We start from the raw sequence: 17,122 nt of genomic DNA, 5'->3' as shown, positions 1-17,122 counted from the left end.
ACCTTAAGGAAAAATCCAGATGGCAGCCAAAGAAGTCAAATTCTCGGTTGAAGCGCGCGACAAGATGCTGCGCGGCGTCGACATCCTCGCCAACGCGGTGAAGGTCACGCTCGGTCCCAAGGGCCGCAACGTGGTGCTCGACAAGTCGTTCGGCGCGCCCCGCATCACCAAGGACGGCGTCACCGTCGCCAAGGAGATCGAGCTCGAGGACAAGTTCGAGAACATGGGCGCACAGATGGTGCGCGAAGTCGCCTCCAAGTCCGCTGACGCGGCCGGCGACGGCACCACCACCGCGACCGTGCTCGCGGCCGCGATCGTGAAGGAAGGCGCCAAGTCGGTCGCCGCCGGCATGAACCCGATGGATCTGAAGCGCGGTATCGACCTCGCGGTCGAAGCCGTGGTTGCGGACCTCGAGAAGAACTCCAAGAAGGTCACCTCGAACGACGAGATCGCCCAGGTCGGCACCATCTCCGCCAACGGCGATGCCGAGATCGGCAAGTTCCTCTCCGACGCCATGAAAAAGGTCGGCAACGAGGGCGTCATCACCGTCGAGGAAGCCAAGTCGCTCGAGACCGAACTCGACGTCGTCGAGGGCATGCAGTTCGATCGCGGCTACATCTCGCCCTACTTCGTCACCAACGCCGACAAGATGCGCGTTGAGATGGACGACGCCTACATCCTCATCAACGAGAAGAAGCTCTCCTCGCTGAACGAGCTGCTGCCGCTGCTCGAGGCCGTGGTGCAGACCGGCAAGCCGCTGGTCATCGTCGCCGAGGACGTCGAAGGCGAAGCTCTCGCGACCCTCGTCGTCAACCGCCTCCGGGGCGGCCTGAAGGTCGCGGCCGTCAAGGCTCCGGGCTTCGGCGATCGCCGCAAGGCCATGCTGCAGGACATCGCGATCCTGACCGGCGGCCAGGCGATCTCGGAAGATCTCGGCATCAAGCTCGAGAACGTCACGCTCAACATGCTCGGTCGCGCCAAGAAGGTGATGATCGACAAGGAGAACACCACGATCGTCAACGGCGCCGGCAAGAAGGCCGACATCGAGGCGCGCGTGGCCCAGATCAAGGCGCAGATCGAGGAGACCACCTCGGACTACGACCGTGAGAAGCTCCAGGAGCGTCTCGCCAAGCTCGCGGGCGGTGTCGCGGTGATCCGCGTCGGCGGCGCGACCGAGGTCGAGGTGAAGGAGCGCAAGGATCGCGTTGATGACGCGATGCATGCGACCCGCGCGGCAGTCGAGGAAGGCATCGTCCCGGGCGGCGGCGTCGCCCTGCTCCGTGCCTCCGAGCAGCTCAAGGGCCTGCGCACCAAGAACGACGACCAGAAGACCGGCGTCGAGATCGTGCGCAAGGCGCTCTCCGCGCCCGCTCGCCAGATCGCGATCAACGCCGGTGAAGACGGCTCGGTGATCGTCGGCAAGATCCTGGAGAACAAGACCTACAATTACGGTTTCGACTCCCAGACCGGCGAATATGCCGACCTCGTCAAGAAGGGCATCATCGACCCGACCAAAGTGGTCCGCACCGCGATCCAGAACGCAGCCTCGGTTGCCGCGCTGCTGATCACCACGGAAGCCATGGTCGCCGAACTGCCCAAGAAGGGCGGCGCCGGCCCGGCAATGCCCCCGGGCGGCGGCATGGGCGGCATGGACTTCTAAGGTCCGGCCACCTCGAGACTTGCGAAACCCCGGCAGCGATGCCGGGGTTTTTGTTGTTGGGCGGCGCCGCTCTCCCTCGCCGTTCCGGGCTCGGCGCTATGCACCGTCCCGGACAAGAAACTCACCACACCTTCCCAAGTCGTTCGCCTCGCAAGCGGCCGTTCTCGTCCAGCGACCAGAAGATCCGCGTCACCTTGCCGACCAGATTGTCCATCGGCACCATGCCAAAGGTCCAGATCATGCGGCTGTCAGTGGAGTTGTCACGATTGTCGCCGAGCGCGAAGAAATGTCCTGGCGGCACCTGGAAGACGCTGGTGTTGTCGAGATAACCGTTGTCGATGCAATCGTATGTCACGTAGCTTGCGCCGTTCGGCAGCGTCTCGCGCCAGCGCTTGACCCGGACACCGCCATCGCCACCGCAGGCAGCGGCTGGAGACGCATCTTTCAATGCAACGCGCGTCACCGGCTTGTCGTTGAGGAAGAGCTGGCCCTGCCGCATCTGGACGCGATCGCCGGGCAGGCCGACCACGCGCTTGATGTAGTCGAGTGAGGCGTTCTTCGCCGTGCGAAATACTACGAGGTCGCCATATTCCGGGTCAGCGGAAGAGAAGCGGCCCGAAATCCAGGATGGCGCAAAGGGAAACGAGTAGCGGCCGTAGCCATAGGCATATTTGGCAGCGAAAACGTAGTCGCCGACCGCCAGCGTCGGCATCATCGAATTCGAGGGGATGTTGAACGGCTGGTAGAGGAAGATGCGAAACAGGAACGGCGGCGACCACAGCACCGGGATCAGCAGGATTAGGACGACGATCGCTGTCCATTCCCGGGGCTGCGCCGAGGGGCGGATGGCTTCCTGGAGAGTGGTCATGCGCCCTTCTCGAGCAAGACTGGGGTGGTCGCGAGTTTACGCAACCTTCGCGCGCATGCAACTCCTTCCGTGCCGCGCCTGGACCGCGTTCACACCGGCCACCGGGTCATCAGCCGCGCGACGGTTCGCTGAAACAATGCCGCACCCATTCGATGGCGAGTCGCGCTGCCGGATCGCGTTTGAGGTGGTTCTGCACCAGCAGCCAGACATCGCGCCGCTTCGGCAGCAGCGTGGCGCGCAAGCGGCGATCGCCGAGCAGATCCGCGCAAACATACTCCGGCAGCACGCCGGTGGCCTGGTGGGCGCGGATCAGATTGCGGATGACGCGAACGTTGTCTGTGACGCAGCGCGCACGAGTCGTCTTGGTGCGCAGGAATTGCATCTCGGGAATGGCACCGAGTTCGTCCGGATAAGCGCACAGCATCGGCTCGCCCTCGCTCGTCACGGGCTCGAAATAATAGATACGGATGTCGCCGAGCCTGGAGATCGCAAAATCGCCCTTGTCGGGTTTGCGCAGGCGGATGGCGAGATCGGCCTCCCAGCGCGAGAACTTGACGTTCTCGCTCGAGGTGAGAAACTGCAGCGTCAGGCCGGGATTGGCGCGCAGGAAATCGCTCGCGCGCGGCGACAGCACCTGTTCGGCGACCGTGTTGGTCGAGGCGATGCGCAGGCGTCCCACGGGACCTTCCAGGCCCTCCCCAAGGCGGCCGATCTCCGCGGCATGTGCGGCCATCGCCTCGACATCGCCAGCACCGCCTCGCATTGTCGCGTCGGCCTGCGGACGCCGTCGGCGGCCTCGAACAGACGCAAACCGAGCGCGCGCTCGATGCGCGACAGCCTGCGCCCCACCGTGGTCTCGTCGATGCGCAGGCGTGCACTGGCGCCGGCATAGGTGCCCTCGTCCCTGATGGCGGCGATGATGCGCAGATCGTCCCAATTCATGGGCTCAAGGCTACATCGCCTGCGAGGCCCCTGCAATATCGCAGCCAGCGGCTGCGATATTCCTGCATATCGGCAGGCGGCTCCGGCGTTATGTTGGCCCAGCCTTTCGCCCCGGAGATTGCCTGACCATGACGGCCGCAAAGACCCTGCTGCAGCTTGCCGGTGCCGACCTCATCCCGCCGCGTCTCGGCGATGCCGCGCTGGTGCTGATCGACATCCAGAACGAATATCTCGCAGGTCCCCTCGCCCTGCCCGACGCGAAGTCCGCAATCGTGCGGGCGGCCGCCCTGCTGGCCCGGGCACGCGCGGCAAACGCGGCGATCTTCCATATCGCCCACCGCGGCAAGGCGGGCAGCCTGTTCGACCGCGGCGCTGAGCGCGGCGCCATTGTCGCGGAGCTTAAGCCCCGCGCCGGCGAGTTCGTGATCGAGAAGGAGCTGCCCAACGCCTTTGCCGGCACCGATCTTAGGGCACGTCTTGATGCGACCGACCGGAAGAACATCGTGCTGGCCGGCTTCATGACGCATATGTGCGTCAGCTCGACGGCGCGGGCGGCGCTCGATCTCGGCTTTCGCACCACTGTTGATGCCGATGCCTGCGCCACGCGCGACCTGCCTGACGGCCGCGGCGGCACGCTGGACGCCCGCACCATCCACGAGGTTGCGCTCGCTGAATTGTCCGACCGCTTCGCGATCATCGCGCGCGGCGATGCGCTGACGTAACGGAGCAACGCAATGCTGCAACTCTATTTCTCGCCGATGGCCTGCTCGCTTGCGAGCCGCATCGCGCTGATGGAAGCTGGTATCGAAGTGCGCTATCGTCAGGTGCATCTCGTGACCAAGAAGGTCGCGGATGACGACAGCGATTTTTGCCGCATTTCGCCGAAGGGCGCAGTGCCGGTGCTGGTGCTGGAAAATGGCGACCGGCTGACCGAGAGCGCAGCGGTGCTGCAATACATCGCCGATATGAAGCTGGAGACGGGGCTTGCGCCCCGCTTCGGCGAGCCCGACCGATACCGCCTCCAGGAATGGCTGAGCTTCACCGGCGCCGAGATCCACAAGGCTTTCCTGTTTCCGGCCTTCTGGTACAAGGACGACGGCTCGCTTGCGAAGCCGCGCGCGCGGATCACTCAGACATTGCAGGTGCCATCAGCGCATCTGACGCAGCGCGAATTCCTGGTCGGTGACCGCTTCACCGTCGCGGATGCGCATCTCGTCTGGGCCTTGCTGCTGCTTCGCCCGGCCGGCATTGACATCGCACAATGGCCGCCGCTCGCGGCCTATCTCGAACGCATGCAGACGCGGCCTGCGATAAGAGAGGCGATCGCGACGGAGATGGCGCTGCGCAAGGCAGTCGCGGCCTAGACGCGGATCACTCGACCCGCGCCAGCACCGCGAGCTTGCGGATGCCCTTGTTGCGATAGGCGTCGAGGAACGCGTAATAGTCCTTGAACGAGACGCAGCCGTTGGAATCGCCGTTCGGCCCGAGCATGAAAGTGTGGGCGAGCAGGCCGTCGCGGCCGTAGATCGCGCTCTCGCCGCCAATTGGCGTGAGGCGCAGCGCCGGCACGCCGTGGAACAGCGCCTCGCGCGGCTTCAGCATGTAGATATGCGGCGGCGTCACGCCGCGCATGCGTACGCGCTGCGAGCGCGGATCGTCGAGATTGGAGCCGAGGCCGGAATGCGCCTCGAGCCTGGTGCCATCGGGCAGGTAAACCGTCTTGGCGGTGATGTCGTAGACGGCGGTGTCGCGCTCATAGGGCGGCGCGCCGCCGAGCATCGGGTTCTGCTCCTTGGGCGCGATCGACGCGGTCACGCTGGCATCGGCGGAGGCATAGGCGAGCAGCCCGCCGGACGGCTCACGCTTGCCCCAGAGCTTTTCCACCATCGACTGGCGCGGCCCGGTGATCGACATCACCGCGGCCTTGGCGCGGTCGGCGAAGGATTTTGGTTTGGCCTCGTGCGCCGGCACGATCTCGGCCGGATCGGCCGAGGCCAGTTGCACCGACGCGTCCGTGGCGCGCTTGCCCTTGGCGGTGTCGGCGACCTTCTCAGCGACCTTGGCCACGGCCGGCTTCAGCACGTCCGCGACCTTCGCGATCACGCTCGGCTTCGGCGCGTCCTTCGCTGTGTCCTTGACGACGGCAATCTGGGTTGGCGTCGCGGCGCTCGCCGCATTCGACGGCACGCCTTGCGTCGCAGCCGCGGCAAAGCGCTCGTTGAACATCTCGCGCGAGATCGGGGCCGCAACCTGGAGCCGGTCGGGCAGCAGCGCGAAGGTTTCCTTGATGGCCTCACCGGCCTCGCGCAGCGCGACCTTGGGCACGCGCTTGATCACCGGCTCGTCGTAGCCAATGCTGCCGACGGTCGGATAGACGCTGGCAGCGAAGATGTTGTTGTAGACGGTCCAGCCGGCAAGCACGACACAGCCGATCACAGCCGCGCCAAGCACGTTTTGGGTGGTCATTTTCCGGGAAGGCTTCCGATGTGAATGCTTGCCAGGATTGTTGGACTTCCGTGCCGCGTTACTCTGCGCAGCGATACTCGTACTCATTCGCCTTGCGTCCAGGACGGTGTCACTCAGTCCCCCTCCGAAGTGCCGCTGGTCACGATCCGGGAACAGCATCTCGCAGAGGGTCGGAGCGTCATTAAGGCGACTTTTAGTTAAATGCAGATTAAGTTCGGGCGGATGTAGGGCAGCTCGTTAACGCTGTCTCATTCTGAGAAAAAAGCCCGCAGAACTACGGACTTAGGCGCGTCTGTTAACCATAACTCTCGGCCGGATCAGTGCGGTCAGCGGACGTCGTCCGGCCGCCTCTCTAAACGCATCAACCAAGTCCTTTTCGTGGTCTTCAATACCCGGAAGATAGCGGGGAAGCGTTGCGCGAAGCTGGTGCGTGCCGAGCTCTCCGTCGATACTTCACCTCTCTCCGTACGAACGGGGAGAGGGAGAAAGGCTGGTGCTCACGCGACACGGCGCCCTGACTGAAAGTTGATCGCGCCGGACTGGAAATGACCGCGGCGAGAAAATAGCTGCTCCTCTGCGCTTTTCAGCAGCCTCTGGGTGTGATACGGCACCGTATCAACATCGCCTTGAACTGTGCCAAGCACGCCAACGGAGGCTGGCATGAGAGGATTTTCGCGCGCCGGGTTTTTCGCGTCGGCGTGGCTGTTTGTGTTGATCGGATCGGCGATCGCGCAGCCTGCCGCCAAGGCGGGCTGCACGGCATCGCCGTCGGCCGCAGCCACGCAAGTCTGGCGCTGCGACAACGGCATCACCATCGTTGCGGAAAATGGCGCGAGATTTGAACTTAAGGACGCCAACCGCGACGGACATATTGACTCCGTCGAGTTGAGCAGCAAGGCGCTGCTGATCGAGGTGCCCAAAAAGCCCGGCGGCAATCCCTTCAAGGTGCTGACGCCGCAGGCGATCGCCGCGGTGCGCGGCACCAAATGGGCGGTCGATGTCGCCGAGGCCAGGACCTCCGTCTTCGTCGCCGACGGCCGGGTCGGCGTCAGCCGCAGGGCTCGGGGGCGCGGCGTCGTTTTGGGCCCCGGCGAAGGCGTCGATGTGGAAGCGACCGGTCCGCTGACCGTCAAGACATGGGGCCAGCCGCGCGTCGACGCGCTGATGGCGCGCCTCGGACAATAAGTTTCGGACGATAAGCCGGGTCGGTCAGACCCGGCCAATGAGATTTGGACACTGGTAGATTGCAAAACGACCGCAAAAACGATCGCATGGGTATCCGACGCGTTCAGATCCTGGTGGCGCTCATTCTCGCCGCGCTGTGGGGCGCGGGTATCTATGCCGCGCACGCCAACGGTCATCTGCGCTTCCTCGACCGCCTCGAAGCCACGCTGACCGACCTGCGGACCCAGCTTCGCGGCGTGCAGCGTCCGCCCGATCTCGTCACCATCGTCGCGATCGACGACACCGTGGTCAAGCGCGGCGGCAGCTATCCGCTGCCGCGCGCCGATCTCGCCCGCATCGTCGACACCATCGTGCAGTTCAAGCCGAAGGTCGTCGCGATCGATCTCTTGCTGGTCGACCGCAGCGCCGCGATCGGCGATGCCACGCTGGCCAACACGCTTGCCACCGGTCCGATGGTGCTCGCCGCCGCGGCGATCTTCCCAAGCGCCAGCGAGACGGTTGAGCCCGCCAGCGAAGGCCCCCTCGCCGTGCTGCCGCAGGCCGAGCGTTTCCTGCTGCCGCTGCCTGCGTTCGCCGAACATGCCGAGGTCGGAATCGTCAACGTCGCGACGGGACAGTCGGGCTCGCCGCTCTCGGTGCCGATGCTGTTCCGGACCCGCGACAAGGTCGAGCTCTCGTTTCCGCTTCGCGTGGCGACACGCGCGCTCGACAAGCCGCTGACGATCGCGCCCGATCATCTCATGCTCGGCGACCGCGCAGTGCCGACCGACACCGACTTCGCGCTGCCGATCACTTATTACGGCCCGCGCCGCACCATCCGCACCGTCAGCGCGCAGAGCATTTTCGACGGCACGCTCGACCGCGCCGCGATCGAGAATCGCATCGTGGTGATCGGCGCCGCGGTCGCCGGCGGCGGCGACTTCTATCCGACGCCGTTCGATTCCCTGATGCCCGGCGTCGAGGTGGTCTCCACCGCGATCACCCATCTCGTTGCCGGCGACGGCATCATGCGCGACCGCAAGGTCCACATCATCGACGCGCTCAGCGCGATCCTGCTGCCGCTGCTGCTGGTGGGCCTGCTCGCCTGGCGGCGCAGCGCGCTCGGCATCATCGCGGCAGCGGCGGTGATGATCGCCTGGGCCGGGCTCAATCTGCTCGCGTTCACGCACGGCGTCTGGCTGGACGCCGCCACCACGCTCGCGGCCGCCGTGCCGCCGGTTGCTGTCTTTGCGGGCGTGCAGCTGTGGGCGGGAGGCCGCCGCACGCAATATCTGGCTGCCAAGAGCCGGTCGCTGGCGCAATTGCAGGCGCCCGCCGTGCAGGAGTGGCTGGCGCGCGATCCGAATTTCCTGTCCAAGCCCGTGCGGCAGGACGCAGCCGTGGTCTTCATCGATCTCTCCGGCTTCACGACGCTCAGCGAAAAGATCGATCCCGACGCGTTGCAGGATCTGCTGAGGGCATTTCACGCGCTCATCGACAGGGCCGCAGTCGATTGCGGCGGCATGATCACCGGACTTCTCGGCGACGGCGCCATGATCCTGTTCGGCCTGCCGGGCCCGATGCCCGACGACGCCGCGCGCGCCCTGAAATGCGCGATCGGCCTCTATCGCAGCGTCGATTGCTGGATCGCCGCGCTGCCATCAGCAACCCGCGAACAGCTCGGTTTCAAGATCGGCGCGCATTTCGGTCCGATCGTCGCCTCCCGTCTCGGCGAAAGCCACCAGCACATCACAGCCACGGGCGACACCGTCAACGTCGCGAGCCGCCTGATGGAGGTTGCCACCCAGAACCATGCGCGGCTTGCGCTCACCGAGACGTTGCTGGATGCCGCCGAGTTCCACGGCACGCCCGACGGCATCCTGTCGGGCCCGCTGCTCACCCAGGTCCGCGGCCGCTCCGGCGTCGTGACGGTCTGGTTCTGGCGGGATCAGGGCGGACCCGGCCAGGCCACGACCAAGGCTGAGATGATCGACTGAATAGCCGCTGCGGCTAGCCCAACTCCGCTGTCGTCCCCGCGAACTACCTTGCCTCCGGCGGCGGCGAGCGATCCAGCACGTCGCCTTTGGCACCTTCGAGCAGATCGATGCCGTAGGTCTCGACTACCAGCGGTCCGCGCTTGCGCTGCAATTGCGCAACCTGCGTCACCTGCGCAAAGCGGTCATTGAGGAACGGATGGCCGCCTTCGCGCAGCTCGTCGACAAAGAGCAGCTTGCCGGCCAGCAGCTTCGGATCGGGCTCGCCCATGTTGACCCAGCGGATGCGCTGGCTCTGCTGTGCCACGCAGGTGCCGTGCGGCAGGTAGAAGGCGAGCCAGCTCGTGGTGCCGTAGTCAGGCGCAAGCACGCAGGTCGCGCCGGTGCGGACGCGCACCGCCTCGATTTCGGCCGCGAGCTCGCGCCAGCCGACGCCAACGCTGCGCACGGTCGCATCGCGGCGATAACCGGACAGCCAGCCGGTGTCGGCCTGCACGATTAGCGCGGCAAACATCACGATGCCGGCCGGCGCGGCCCAGCGCAGGCAGAAATCGACGAGGCGCCGCTGGCGCGGTTTCCATTGCACGAGATTGGCGGCCGCGGCCGCCGCGATCACGAAAGGCGGATAGACCGGCGCGAACCAGTTGGCTTCGACCCGGGCGTGCAGCGAGTGCCAGACGAAATAGGCGACGATGGTCCAGAACATCGTCTCGATCAGCACGCGCGAGGCCAATGCGCCGGCCCGGCGCCAGGTCAGCGCGTGCAGCCCCATCGCGCCGAGGATGAAGACCAGCGGGGTTGCGAACGCGAACTGGGTCGGGACCAGCTCGGCGATGTAGACGGGGCGGAAATCCTCGATCCTGGCGCGGCCAAGCTGCTTTGCGAACGAGACCCATTGATGATCCGCGTTCCAGAGGATCACCGGCGAAAACAGCGCCAGCGCAACGAGACCGCCGAGATAGGGCCAGGGCGAGAGAAACCAGCGCCGCAGCTTAGGCACGGAAGCGAGCCAGATCAGGATCGCCGCGCCAAAAAACATTGCGGTGTATTTCGACAGCAGCGCCGCACCGACGGCAGCGCCGACCGCGAGCCACCAGACGCCGCGTCCGGTCTCCAGCACCTTTGCGAGGAAGAACAGCACGAAGCTGGAGGCGACCAACAGCGGCGCGTCGGGCGTGACGATCAGCGTGCCGACCGAGGCCAGCAGCGTCAGGTTGAGCAGGATGGCGCTGGTCACTGCCACCCGCGCCCCGCCGAACAGGATCGCGGCGGAGCGATAGATCGCATAGCTCATCGGCAGCGCGAGCAGGATCGAGACCAGCCGGACGCCAAGCTCGGTGTCGCCCGCGATCATGGTGCCGGCGCGGATCACAAGAGCGACCATCGGCGGATGGTCGTAATAGCCACCGGCGAGATTTTTCGACCACGTCCAGTAATAGGCTTCGTCGAAGGTGATTGGCGTGAACACCGCCGCGACCAGCCGCAAGGCGACCAGCGCGACGATCGCCAGCGCGGTGTTGCGGACGATCCGCGCGTCGGCCCCGCCCATCGTCCGCTATTTCTTGCGCCAGACAAACAGTCCGGACATCGCGTAGTTCCACACCACGCCCATCAGCGCGCCGGCAGCACCGGCCAGCCACCAGATCGGCTCCTGATCGTAGACCGAGAAGGCGACGCCGACATTGGCGAGCAGGCCGACGCTGCACACGATGTAGAACGCGATCAGGCCGCGCAGCAGCGCAAAGCCCTTCAGCCGCTGGTCGCGATAGGTCAGGAAGTTGTTGAGCACGAAGTTGCTGGTCATGGCGACGATGGCGCCGGCGGCCTGCGCCTCCGCGAACGGCGCCTTGAACAGCTCAAGCGCGATGAACAACGAGGTGAGATGCACGACGAGGCCGATGCCGCCGACCATCGCGAACAGGATGAAGCGCAGCGACACGATATCGTTGGTGAGCTTGGCCAGCACGAGGCCGACGAAGTCGAGCGCGACCATGGAATCGAGCTTGCTCTCGCCATGCTGGCGAGCGCCGAAGGTGTAGGGAATCTCGACCGTGCGCAAGCCGCCGTGCGCGGTCGCGACGACGTCGAGCAGGATCTTGAAGCCGTGCACGGACAGCTTCGGCGCGAGCTGCTCGAAACGGTCGCGGCGGATCATGAAGAAGCCGCTCATGGGATCGGCGATCTCGACCCGCAGCATCTTCCTGGCCAGCTCGGTCGCCAGCGCGCTGGCGCCGGCGCGCTGCTTGTTGAAACCTTCGCTCTTGTAGCCTTCGATGTAGCGGCTGCCGACGACGAGCTCGGCCTGCTCGCTCGCGAGCAGCAACAGCATCTTCGGCAGTTGCGTCTCGTCGTGCTGGAGGTCCGCATCGATCACGGCCACATATGGCGCGCTGGAGGCCAGGATGCCCTCGATACAGGCGCCGGACAGGCCGCGGCGGCCGATGCGGCGGACACAGCGCACGCGGCTGTCGCGCTGGGCCAGAGCGCGCACAACGTCCCAGGTGCCGTCGGGCGAATTGTCGTCGACGAACACGACCTCCCAGGCGATGTTCGTGAGCGTCGCCTCCAGCCGCCGGTACAGCACCGTGACGTTGTCGCGCTCGTTGAAGGTCGGGACGATGACCGACAGTTCCGGCGCCTCGTGAGCCTGCGGCGGGTCGTCGGTGCCCGGTCTGATCGCTTCGTTCATGACGCAGCGTATATCCGCCGCGTCTTACGCTGCCAAGCCGAGGTTTTCTCTGGGGAATGGCCCAAAAGGGGCTCTAAAATGCCAACGACCCCGGAACGGCGGACCGCGCGTACATCCGGCGCAGGCCCAAGCTATTCCAAGGTCGTCCCAGCGCCGGAGTTTTCGCTCAACGTCGCCGTTGGGACATAGATAGAGACGGGGGAAGCGCTGTGCAAGGGCCGCAAGGCGGCTTTTTCAGGACACTATTGATTCGGGACTTCCCGGATCACCGGGCCTCGCGGCGCGGGCGCGGCGGGGGCTCCGGGCGCCGCAGTGGGGGCAGGTTCGACCTTCGCCGGCCTGGGCGGCTTGCCGTACTGGCCGATCGGGCCGAACACGACGGCCACCGCAAGCACGATCGCCGCGACGATCGCACCCAGAATGCCCCCCAACGATTCAGACGACATGACCCATCCCTGTTCCAGATGCAGCCAGTGATACCACGGATGAACATGGAGCCGGAAGGGCTTGAGGACGAATGGCGAATTGCGCGTGGCAAATGAGGGCGGCCGGCTTTGCAGCCCTATTTGCTACTCGCCATCGCCACTCCCCTATTTTGCCGGCGGCCTGTGCTTGACGAAGGCCGCCACGATATCTTTCTGCGCGGATTCCACTGCCCTGTTCGCGGTCGCGAGATGGGCGCCGGCATCGATGTCAGGATATTGGGTCGTGAGATAGTCGAGCAGCGCGACCCGGTAATATTGCCGCTCCGACGGACAGGCGCCGGCGACCGAGCGGCCAAAGTCCTGTTCGGACATGCCCTGATTGCTATCGCGCGAATATTCCCGCGCCAGGCAATGCCAATAGTCGTCGCGGCCCTGCATGGCGAGCTTCTGCGCGCCCTTGGCATCGTCGTCGGCTGCCATAACACGGGATGTCATGGCAGCAGATGTCATCATGACGAGCGCCGCTCCCACCATCAGCAACCGCATCTTGTTCTCCTTGTTCGCGGGTCCCGTCGCAAAGCTTAGACCGGACGGGCCAACTGGCCAATCACAACTCGTTTGATTAGGATGAGGTCTCTTCTCCCCGTCGATGCGAGATCCTCCCGTGGCCAAAGCAAAAACCGCGTCAAAAAAATCCGGCAACATCTTCATCGGCATCGGCGGCTGGACCTTCGAGCCCTGGCGCGGCGTGTTCTATCCGGAGAAGTTGACGCAAGCGAAGGAGCTGTCCTACGCGGCCTCGAAGCTGACCTCGATCGAGATCAACGGGACCTATTACGGCTCGCAGAAGCCGGAGAGCTTTCGCAAATGGGCGAGCGAGGTGCCCGAGGGGTTTGTCTTTTCGGTGAAAGGCCCGCGCTTTGCCACCAACCGCCGCGTGCTCGCCGAGGCCGGCGATTCCATCAAGCGGTTCTACGATTCCGGCGTGCTGGAGCTCGGCGATCATCTCGGGCCGGTGCTGTGGCAGTTCGCGCCGACCAAGAAATTCGACGGTGTCGATTTCGGCAAGTTCCTGGAGCTGCTGCCGCGCAAGCTCGAGGGACGCGCGCTGCGCCATGTCGTCGAGGTCCGCCACGACAGTTTTTGCACGCCTGATTTCATCGCGCTGATCCGCGAATTCGAGACGCCGGTCGTGTTCGCCGAGCACGGCAAATATCCTGCGATCGCCGACGTTGCCGGGGACTTCGTCTATGCGCGGCTGCAGAAGGGCAATGACGAGATCAAAACCTGCTATCCGCCGAAGCAACTCGATGCCTGGGCCGAGCGTTTTCAGGCCTGGGCCGAGGGCGGCGAACCCGACGACCTGCCAAAGGTCGACAAGACCAAGCCGAAGAAGGAGCCGCGCGACGTGTTCGCCTATGTCATCCACGAGGGCAAGGTGCGCGCGCCCCACGGCGCCATGGAACTGATTACACGGGTGAGCTGAGGCGTCCCATGGCCAAGGCGAAAAAGCTCTTCACCATCGGCTATGAGCAGACGCCGCCCAAGGCGGTGCTGGACGAGCTGGAAGCGGCCGGCGTCAAGCTCGTGGTCGACGTGCGCGCGGTGACGTCATCGCGCCGGCCCGGCTTTTCCAAGAAGCAGCTTGCGGCCGGCTTGGATGAGCGCGGCATCGGCTATGTTCATCTGGCAGCGCTCGGCACGCCGAAGGAAGGCCGCCTCGCCGCGCGCAGCGGGCAATACGATGTGCTGGAGAAGATCTTCTCCAAGCACCTGAAGGCGCCCGAGGCAAAAGAAGCGATGGACGAGCTGTCGGCGCTGGTGAAGAAGGCCGGCCCCGTCTGCCTGCTCTGCTACGAGCGCGATCACACCCACTGCCACCGCCGGATCATCGCGGAGATCATCGAGGAGCGGGATGGGGTGGCGGTGACGAATTTGGCAGGGCGGCAGGTGTAGCCAACTTCGCCATCATTCCGGGACGCGACAAAGTCGTGAACTACAGTGCACAATTACGCACCTGAGAATCCATTCATCCACCGACGCTGCGGCGCGATGGATTCTCTGATACGCAATTGCGCATTATAGCTCGTGCTACGCGCGCCCCGGAATGACGGCTACCCCTCCCCCGCCAACCGGAACATCCCCTCCATCATCTGCACGCAGCTGCCGCCGACATGGGCGGAAACGATCTTGCCGTCCTGCTTGCGCACGCGCGTCGAGAGGATGCTTGGCCGGCCCATGTCAAACCCTTGGCCGACGGTGAGCTTCAACTCGCCGTCACGCATGGGATCGAGATCGGCGAACAGCGCGGCGGCCGCAACGGTGGCGCTGCCGGTGGCAGGGTCCTCAGTAAGGCCGCTGGCGCCGCGCATGAACATTCGCGCCTGGCGCTCGCAAGGCGCCTCCGCCGCCGGCACATCACGCGTATAGAACCAGGCCGAGAACGCGCCGTCGCGCGGAAATACCTTGCCGAAGGCCGCCGCATCGGACCTCGCCCGCTTGAGCGCATCGCGCGAGTGCACCTCGATCACCAGAAACGGCGTTCCAACACTGACGACCTGCGGCGCATGACGATCGACCTTAATGTCCTCTGCACTGAGCGAGATGCAGCTTGCGGCATCGGCGGCAGACAATTCCGACAGGCACGACAGCGGCTGCGGCGCGGTGAGCTCGGTGCTGACCACGCGGCCCTGCTCGCGCCGGATATCGACCGGCACGAGGCCCGCCCTCTCCTCGAACAAGAAGCGCGGCTTCGGCTCCTTCGCGATCGTCGCCAGCACGAAGGCGGTCCCCACATTGGGATGGCCGGCAAAGGGAAGCTCCCTCACCGGCGTGAAGATGCGCACCTCGGCATCGTTGCTCTTGTCGCGCGGCGGCAGCACGAAGGTGGTCTCGGAATAGTTGAACTCGGTCGCGATCGCCTGCATCTGCGCGGTCGAAAGCCCGCCGGCATCGAGCACCACGGCGAGCTGGTTGCCGCCGAAGGCGCGATCGGTGAACACGTCGACGGTGACGTAGCGGCGCTGCATGTTTCGCTTCCTCTCCGCGCAAGTCGCGGCCACGACCGGCCGCGTCTCGCGCAGTCTACAAGCCGGCGAGATCGCTCGTCATGCCCCAAAATTCGGAGCAATCGGAGCAATCGCGTAACCGGTCGGAAGCGCGCTTTCCGTTAGTCCTTCATCTTCTGCACGAGATCCGAGGGCTACGACACAAGGACTAGGACCGGGTTGACGGACGTCGCCAACCCGGCTTGGTCGCGATCGTCAGTTCGTCGTCGTGTTGGGCAGGCAAGGCGGCTGCTTGTATGGCGCGGTGGCATACGCGCCCGCTGCCGGGGCTCGGACGCAGTCCGCCGTCGCATGAGTTGCGGCGCGCCGCGGGGCGATGTCGCGGGCGGAAGCGGCCTGGGTTTGATAGACGGCGGCAGCAATCAGGGCGGCCACGACAGGGGTCAATCGGGTCATTGGTTTTTTCTCCGGGTGACAAACGGAGGCCGAGATGTCGGCCTCCACAGTGTAAGGACGCGAGAACACCTGGAGATATTTCATCACGCGACTTCAACGAAACGCGACCCGCGCCTGAAGGCCTCCCTCACCCCAATTGAAACACCGCCACCTTCTGCTCATAGCCGCGCACCGCGATTTCGCCGAGCGCGACGGCATCGTCCCCGTCAGCGCCCAGCGCCTCGCGCACGGACGCGGAGATCAAGAGCTGTGAGCCGAACTCCTTGTTCAGCGCCTCGAGCCGCGAGGCGAAGTTCACGGTGTCGCCGATCACCGTGTACTCCTTGCGCCGGGGCGAGCCGATATTACCGGCGACGACCTCGCCGAAATGGATGCCGATGCCGATCCGCAGCGGCCAGGCCGTTTGCGCGTTGATGCGGTCCATCGCGGTCAGCATCTCGCGGCCGGCGGCGACCGCGCGATGGGCGGCATCCGAGGCCTCCAGCGGCGCACCGAACAACGCGAGAAAGCCGTCGCCGAGGAACTTGTTCACGATGCCACCCTGGCGGTCGAGGATGTCGACCAGCACCGCGAAGGCGCCGTCGAGGCGGTCGACCACCTCCTGCGGGGTGCGCGACTGCGCGCCGGCGGTGAAGCCGCGGAAGTCGACGAACATCACGGCGACGCGGCGGACGTCGCCGCCGGCGCTGGTGCCCTCCGCCATCAGCCGTTCCACCACCTGCGGCGAGACGTGCTGACCGAACAGATTGGTGATGCGGTCGCGCGCGGTGGCCGCTGCGATGCTCGCCGTGAACTGGCGGCGAAGCTGCGCGCCGACCGAACCTGCGAGCACGCCGCAGATCAGGATGATGGTGCTGCGCACGGCGTGGAAATATGTCTCGGGCTCACCGGCGGCATTGGTGGCATAGAAATACATCGCAACGGCGAACAGCTCGGCCGCAGCCACGAAGCCGGTGAAGGTGGAGAGCCGGAAGTCCAGCCGCAACGTCGAGAGAATCACGAAAATGAAATAGACCAGCGGCGTGACGAAGCCCAGCGCCTGGCTTGCCCCCATGCTGCGGATCTGAAGCACCAGGATCAGCGTCGGCAGCGACGTCTCGATGAACGCGCCGATATAGCGCCTGACGACCGGCACGTCGCGACCGAGCTTGAGGTTTCGCCGGATCTGGGTGTGCACCCAGAGCTCGAACAGAATGAAGCCCGCCATCAGCACATAGAGCTGGACCCTGCCGGATGTGCCGTGCCAGACCCGCTCGACCACTTGGGGATCGATCAGCTCGATCGCGGTGAAGAACACGACGATGACGCAGCCCGTGACGATCAAGGCCCTGACCCGCAGCAGCTCGGTCCGCAGCACCTCGCGCGTGAGCTCGCGCTCGAACTCCGCCGACACCACGGCATGCTGCCGGGTCTTCCTGCTCGCAAAGCTGACCATCATTCCCCCAATCAT

General features: G+C 65.2%; 16 protein-coding genes and 1 pseudogene. 7 read left to right on the top strand and 10 right to left on the bottom strand.

Features of this window, described 5'->3' with window-relative positions:
* Positions 1-19 precede the first annotated feature (19 nt).
* A complete protein-coding gene (gene groL, locus JJB99_RS15330; RefSeq protein WP_200499532.1) occupies positions 20-1,660 on the top strand; it encodes a chaperonin GroEL in 1,641 nt (546 codons plus the stop codon).
* Positions 1,661-1,781: 121 nt separating this feature from the next.
* Here the strand turns inward: groL and lepB are convergent, their stop codons facing one another.
* A complete protein-coding gene (gene lepB, locus JJB99_RS15325) occupies positions 1,782-2,528 on the bottom strand; it encodes a signal peptidase I (RefSeq protein ID WP_200499531.1) in 747 nt (248 codons plus the stop codon).
* Between the two features lie 109 nt (positions 2,529-2,637).
* A pseudogene (locus tag JJB99_RS15320) lies at positions 2,638-3,470 on the bottom strand (LysR family transcriptional regulator).
* Positions 3,471-3,598: 128 nt separating this feature from the next.
* Between JJB99_RS15320 and JJB99_RS15315 the strand changes: the two are divergent.
* Together JJB99_RS15315 and JJB99_RS15310 are read left to right on the top strand one after the other, a co-directional pair.
* Positions 3,599-4,192, top strand: a complete 594-nt coding sequence (locus JJB99_RS15315) for a cysteine hydrolase family protein (RefSeq protein ID WP_200499530.1) — start codon at positions 3,599-3,601, stop codon at positions 4,190-4,192.
* Positions 4,193-4,204: 12 nt separating this feature from the next.
* On the top strand, positions 4,205-4,834 hold the full coding sequence (locus tag JJB99_RS15310; RefSeq protein ID WP_200499529.1) for a glutathione binding-like protein: 630 nt from the start codon (positions 4,205-4,207) through the stop codon (positions 4,832-4,834).
* A 7-nt stretch (positions 4,835-4,841) separates the two neighbouring features.
* On the opposite strand, the gene JJB99_RS15305 is transcribed toward JJB99_RS15310, so the two are convergent.
* The gene (locus JJB99_RS15305; protein ID WP_200499528.1) at positions 4,842-5,936 is read right to left on the bottom strand and encodes a DUF2778 domain-containing protein; all 1,095 of its coding nucleotides are present in this window, start codon (positions 5,934-5,936) and stop codon (positions 4,842-4,844) included.
* A 660-nt stretch (positions 5,937-6,596) separates the two neighbouring features.
* Between JJB99_RS15305 and JJB99_RS15300 the strand changes: the two genes are divergently transcribed.
* Both JJB99_RS15300 and JJB99_RS15295 read left to right on the top strand, forming a co-directional pair.
* Entirely contained in the window at positions 6,597-7,121 is a 525-nt protein-coding gene (locus JJB99_RS15300) for a FecR domain-containing protein (RefSeq protein WP_200499527.1), read from the top strand.
* Between the two features lie 86 nt (positions 7,122-7,207).
* Positions 7,208-9,097, top strand: a complete 1,890-nt coding sequence (locus JJB99_RS15295) for a CHASE2 domain-containing protein (RefSeq protein WP_200499526.1) — start codon at positions 7,208-7,210, stop codon at positions 9,095-9,097.
* 43 nt (positions 9,098-9,140) lie between these two features.
* Here the strand turns inward: JJB99_RS15295 and JJB99_RS15290 are convergent, their stop codons facing one another.
* From JJB99_RS15290 to JJB99_RS15275, 4 genes are all read right to left on the bottom strand, one after another.
* Complete coding sequence (locus JJB99_RS15290) at positions 9,141-10,643, bottom strand: glycosyltransferase family 39 protein (RefSeq protein WP_200499525.1); 1,503 nt, start codon at positions 10,641-10,643, stop codon at positions 9,141-9,143.
* Between the two features lie 6 nt (positions 10,644-10,649).
* Positions 10,650-11,783: a glycosyltransferase family 2 protein gene (locus JJB99_RS15285; protein ID WP_200499524.1), complete on the bottom strand. Its 1,134-nt coding sequence runs from the start codon at positions 11,781-11,783 to the stop codon at positions 10,650-10,652.
* Positions 11,784-12,025: 242 nt separating this feature from the next.
* Positions 12,026-12,229, bottom strand: coding sequence for a hypothetical protein (locus tag JJB99_RS15280; protein ID WP_200499523.1), 204 nt, complete (start codon positions 12,227-12,229; stop codon positions 12,026-12,028).
* Between the two features lie 144 nt (positions 12,230-12,373).
* Complete coding sequence (locus JJB99_RS15275) at positions 12,374-12,754, bottom strand: hypothetical protein (protein ID WP_200499522.1); 381 nt, start codon at positions 12,752-12,754, stop codon at positions 12,374-12,376.
* Between the two features lie 103 nt (positions 12,755-12,857).
* Between JJB99_RS15275 and JJB99_RS15270 the strand changes: the two genes are divergently transcribed.
* Together JJB99_RS15270 and JJB99_RS15265 are read left to right on the top strand one after the other, a co-directional pair.
* Positions 12,858-13,694, top strand: a complete 837-nt coding sequence (locus JJB99_RS15270) for a DUF72 domain-containing protein (RefSeq protein WP_200499521.1) — start codon at positions 12,858-12,860, stop codon at positions 13,692-13,694.
* 8 nt (positions 13,695-13,702) lie between these two features.
* Positions 13,703-14,164, top strand: a complete 462-nt coding sequence (locus JJB99_RS15265) for a DUF488 domain-containing protein (protein ID WP_200499520.1) — start codon at positions 13,703-13,705, stop codon at positions 14,162-14,164.
* A gap of 158 nt (positions 14,165-14,322) precedes the next feature.
* Here JJB99_RS15265 and JJB99_RS15260 read toward each other — a convergent pair whose 3' ends face one another.
* The 3 genes from JJB99_RS15260 to JJB99_RS15250 all read right to left on the bottom strand — a co-directional run bounded on the left by JJB99_RS15260 (position 14,323) and on the right by JJB99_RS15250 (position 17,107).
* On the bottom strand, positions 14,323-15,237 hold the full coding sequence (locus JJB99_RS15260; protein ID WP_200499519.1) for a PhzF family phenazine biosynthesis protein: 915 nt from the start codon (positions 15,235-15,237) through the stop codon (positions 14,323-14,325).
* Positions 15,238-15,471: 234 nt separating this feature from the next.
* A complete protein-coding gene (locus JJB99_RS15255; protein ID WP_349629018.1) occupies positions 15,472-15,756 on the bottom strand; it encodes a hypothetical protein in 285 nt (94 codons plus the stop codon).
* A 43-nt stretch (positions 15,757-15,799) separates the two neighbouring features.
* Positions 15,800-17,107 (bottom strand): adenylate/guanylate cyclase domain-containing protein, encoded by a 1,308-nt coding sequence (locus tag JJB99_RS15250; RefSeq protein WP_200500167.1) that lies wholly within the window; start codon positions 17,105-17,107, stop codon positions 15,800-15,802.
* Positions 17,108-17,122: the final 15 nt, after the last annotated feature.

Origin of the sequence: Bradyrhizobium diazoefficiens, from assembly GCF_016616235.1 — a bacterium.
Lineage (GTDB): Bacteria > Pseudomonadota > Alphaproteobacteria > Rhizobiales > Xanthobacteraceae > Bradyrhizobium > Bradyrhizobium diazoefficiens_H.
The sequence above is the reverse complement of the archived record's forward strand: the minus strand, read 5'-3'. Positions and strand labels throughout refer to the sequence as shown.

Excerpts from the sequence above, each read along its gene's own strand:
- JJB99_RS15255 (WP_349629018.1), bottom strand. The coding sequence starts at position 15,756 with ATGAAATATCTCCAGGTGTTCTCGCGTCCTTACACTGTGGAGGCCGAC.
- JJB99_RS15295 (WP_200499526.1), top strand. The coding sequence starts at position 7,208 with ATGGGTATCCGACGCGTTCAGATCCTGGTGGCGCTCATTCTCGCCGCG.
- JJB99_RS15280 (WP_200499523.1), bottom strand. The coding sequence starts at position 12,229 with ATGTCGTCTGAATCGTTGGGGGGCATTCTGGGTGCGATCGTCGCGGCG.
- groL (WP_200499532.1), top strand. The coding sequence starts at position 20 with ATGGCAGCCAAAGAAGTCAAATTCTCGGTTGAAGCGCGCGACAAGATG.
- JJB99_RS15305 (WP_200499528.1), bottom strand. The coding sequence starts at position 5,936 with ATGACCACCCAAAACGTGCTTGGCGCGGCTGTGATCGGCTGTGTCGTG.
- JJB99_RS15250 (WP_200500167.1), bottom strand. The coding sequence starts at position 17,107 with ATGGTCAGCTTTGCGAGCAGGAAGACCCGGCAGCATGCCGTGGTGTCG.
- JJB99_RS15285 (WP_200499524.1), bottom strand. The coding sequence starts at position 11,783 with ATGAACGAAGCGATCAGACCGGGCACCGACGACCCGCCGCAGGCTCAC.
- JJB99_RS15260 (WP_200499519.1), bottom strand. The coding sequence starts at position 15,237 with ATGCAGCGCCGCTACGTCACCGTCGACGTGTTCACCGATCGCGCCTTC.
- JJB99_RS15275 (WP_200499522.1), bottom strand. The coding sequence starts at position 12,754 with ATGCGGTTGCTGATGGTGGGAGCGGCGCTCGTCATGATGACATCTGCT.
- JJB99_RS15265 (WP_200499520.1), top strand. The coding sequence starts at position 13,703 with ATGGCCAAGGCGAAAAAGCTCTTCACCATCGGCTATGAGCAGACGCCG.
- lepB (WP_200499531.1), bottom strand. The coding sequence starts at position 2,528 with ATGACCACTCTCCAGGAAGCCATCCGCCCCTCGGCGCAGCCCCGGGAA.
- JJB99_RS15315 (WP_200499530.1), top strand. The coding sequence starts at position 3,599 with ATGACGGCCGCAAAGACCCTGCTGCAGCTTGCCGGTGCCGACCTCATC.
- JJB99_RS15290 (WP_200499525.1), bottom strand. The coding sequence starts at position 10,643 with ATGGGCGGGGCCGACGCGCGGATCGTCCGCAACACCGCGCTGGCGATC.
- JJB99_RS15310 (WP_200499529.1), top strand. The coding sequence starts at position 4,205 with ATGCTGCAACTCTATTTCTCGCCGATGGCCTGCTCGCTTGCGAGCCGC.
- JJB99_RS15300 (WP_200499527.1), top strand. The coding sequence starts at position 6,597 with ATGAGAGGATTTTCGCGCGCCGGGTTTTTCGCGTCGGCGTGGCTGTTT.
- JJB99_RS15270 (WP_200499521.1), top strand. The coding sequence starts at position 12,858 with ATGCGAGATCCTCCCGTGGCCAAAGCAAAAACCGCGTCAAAAAAATCC.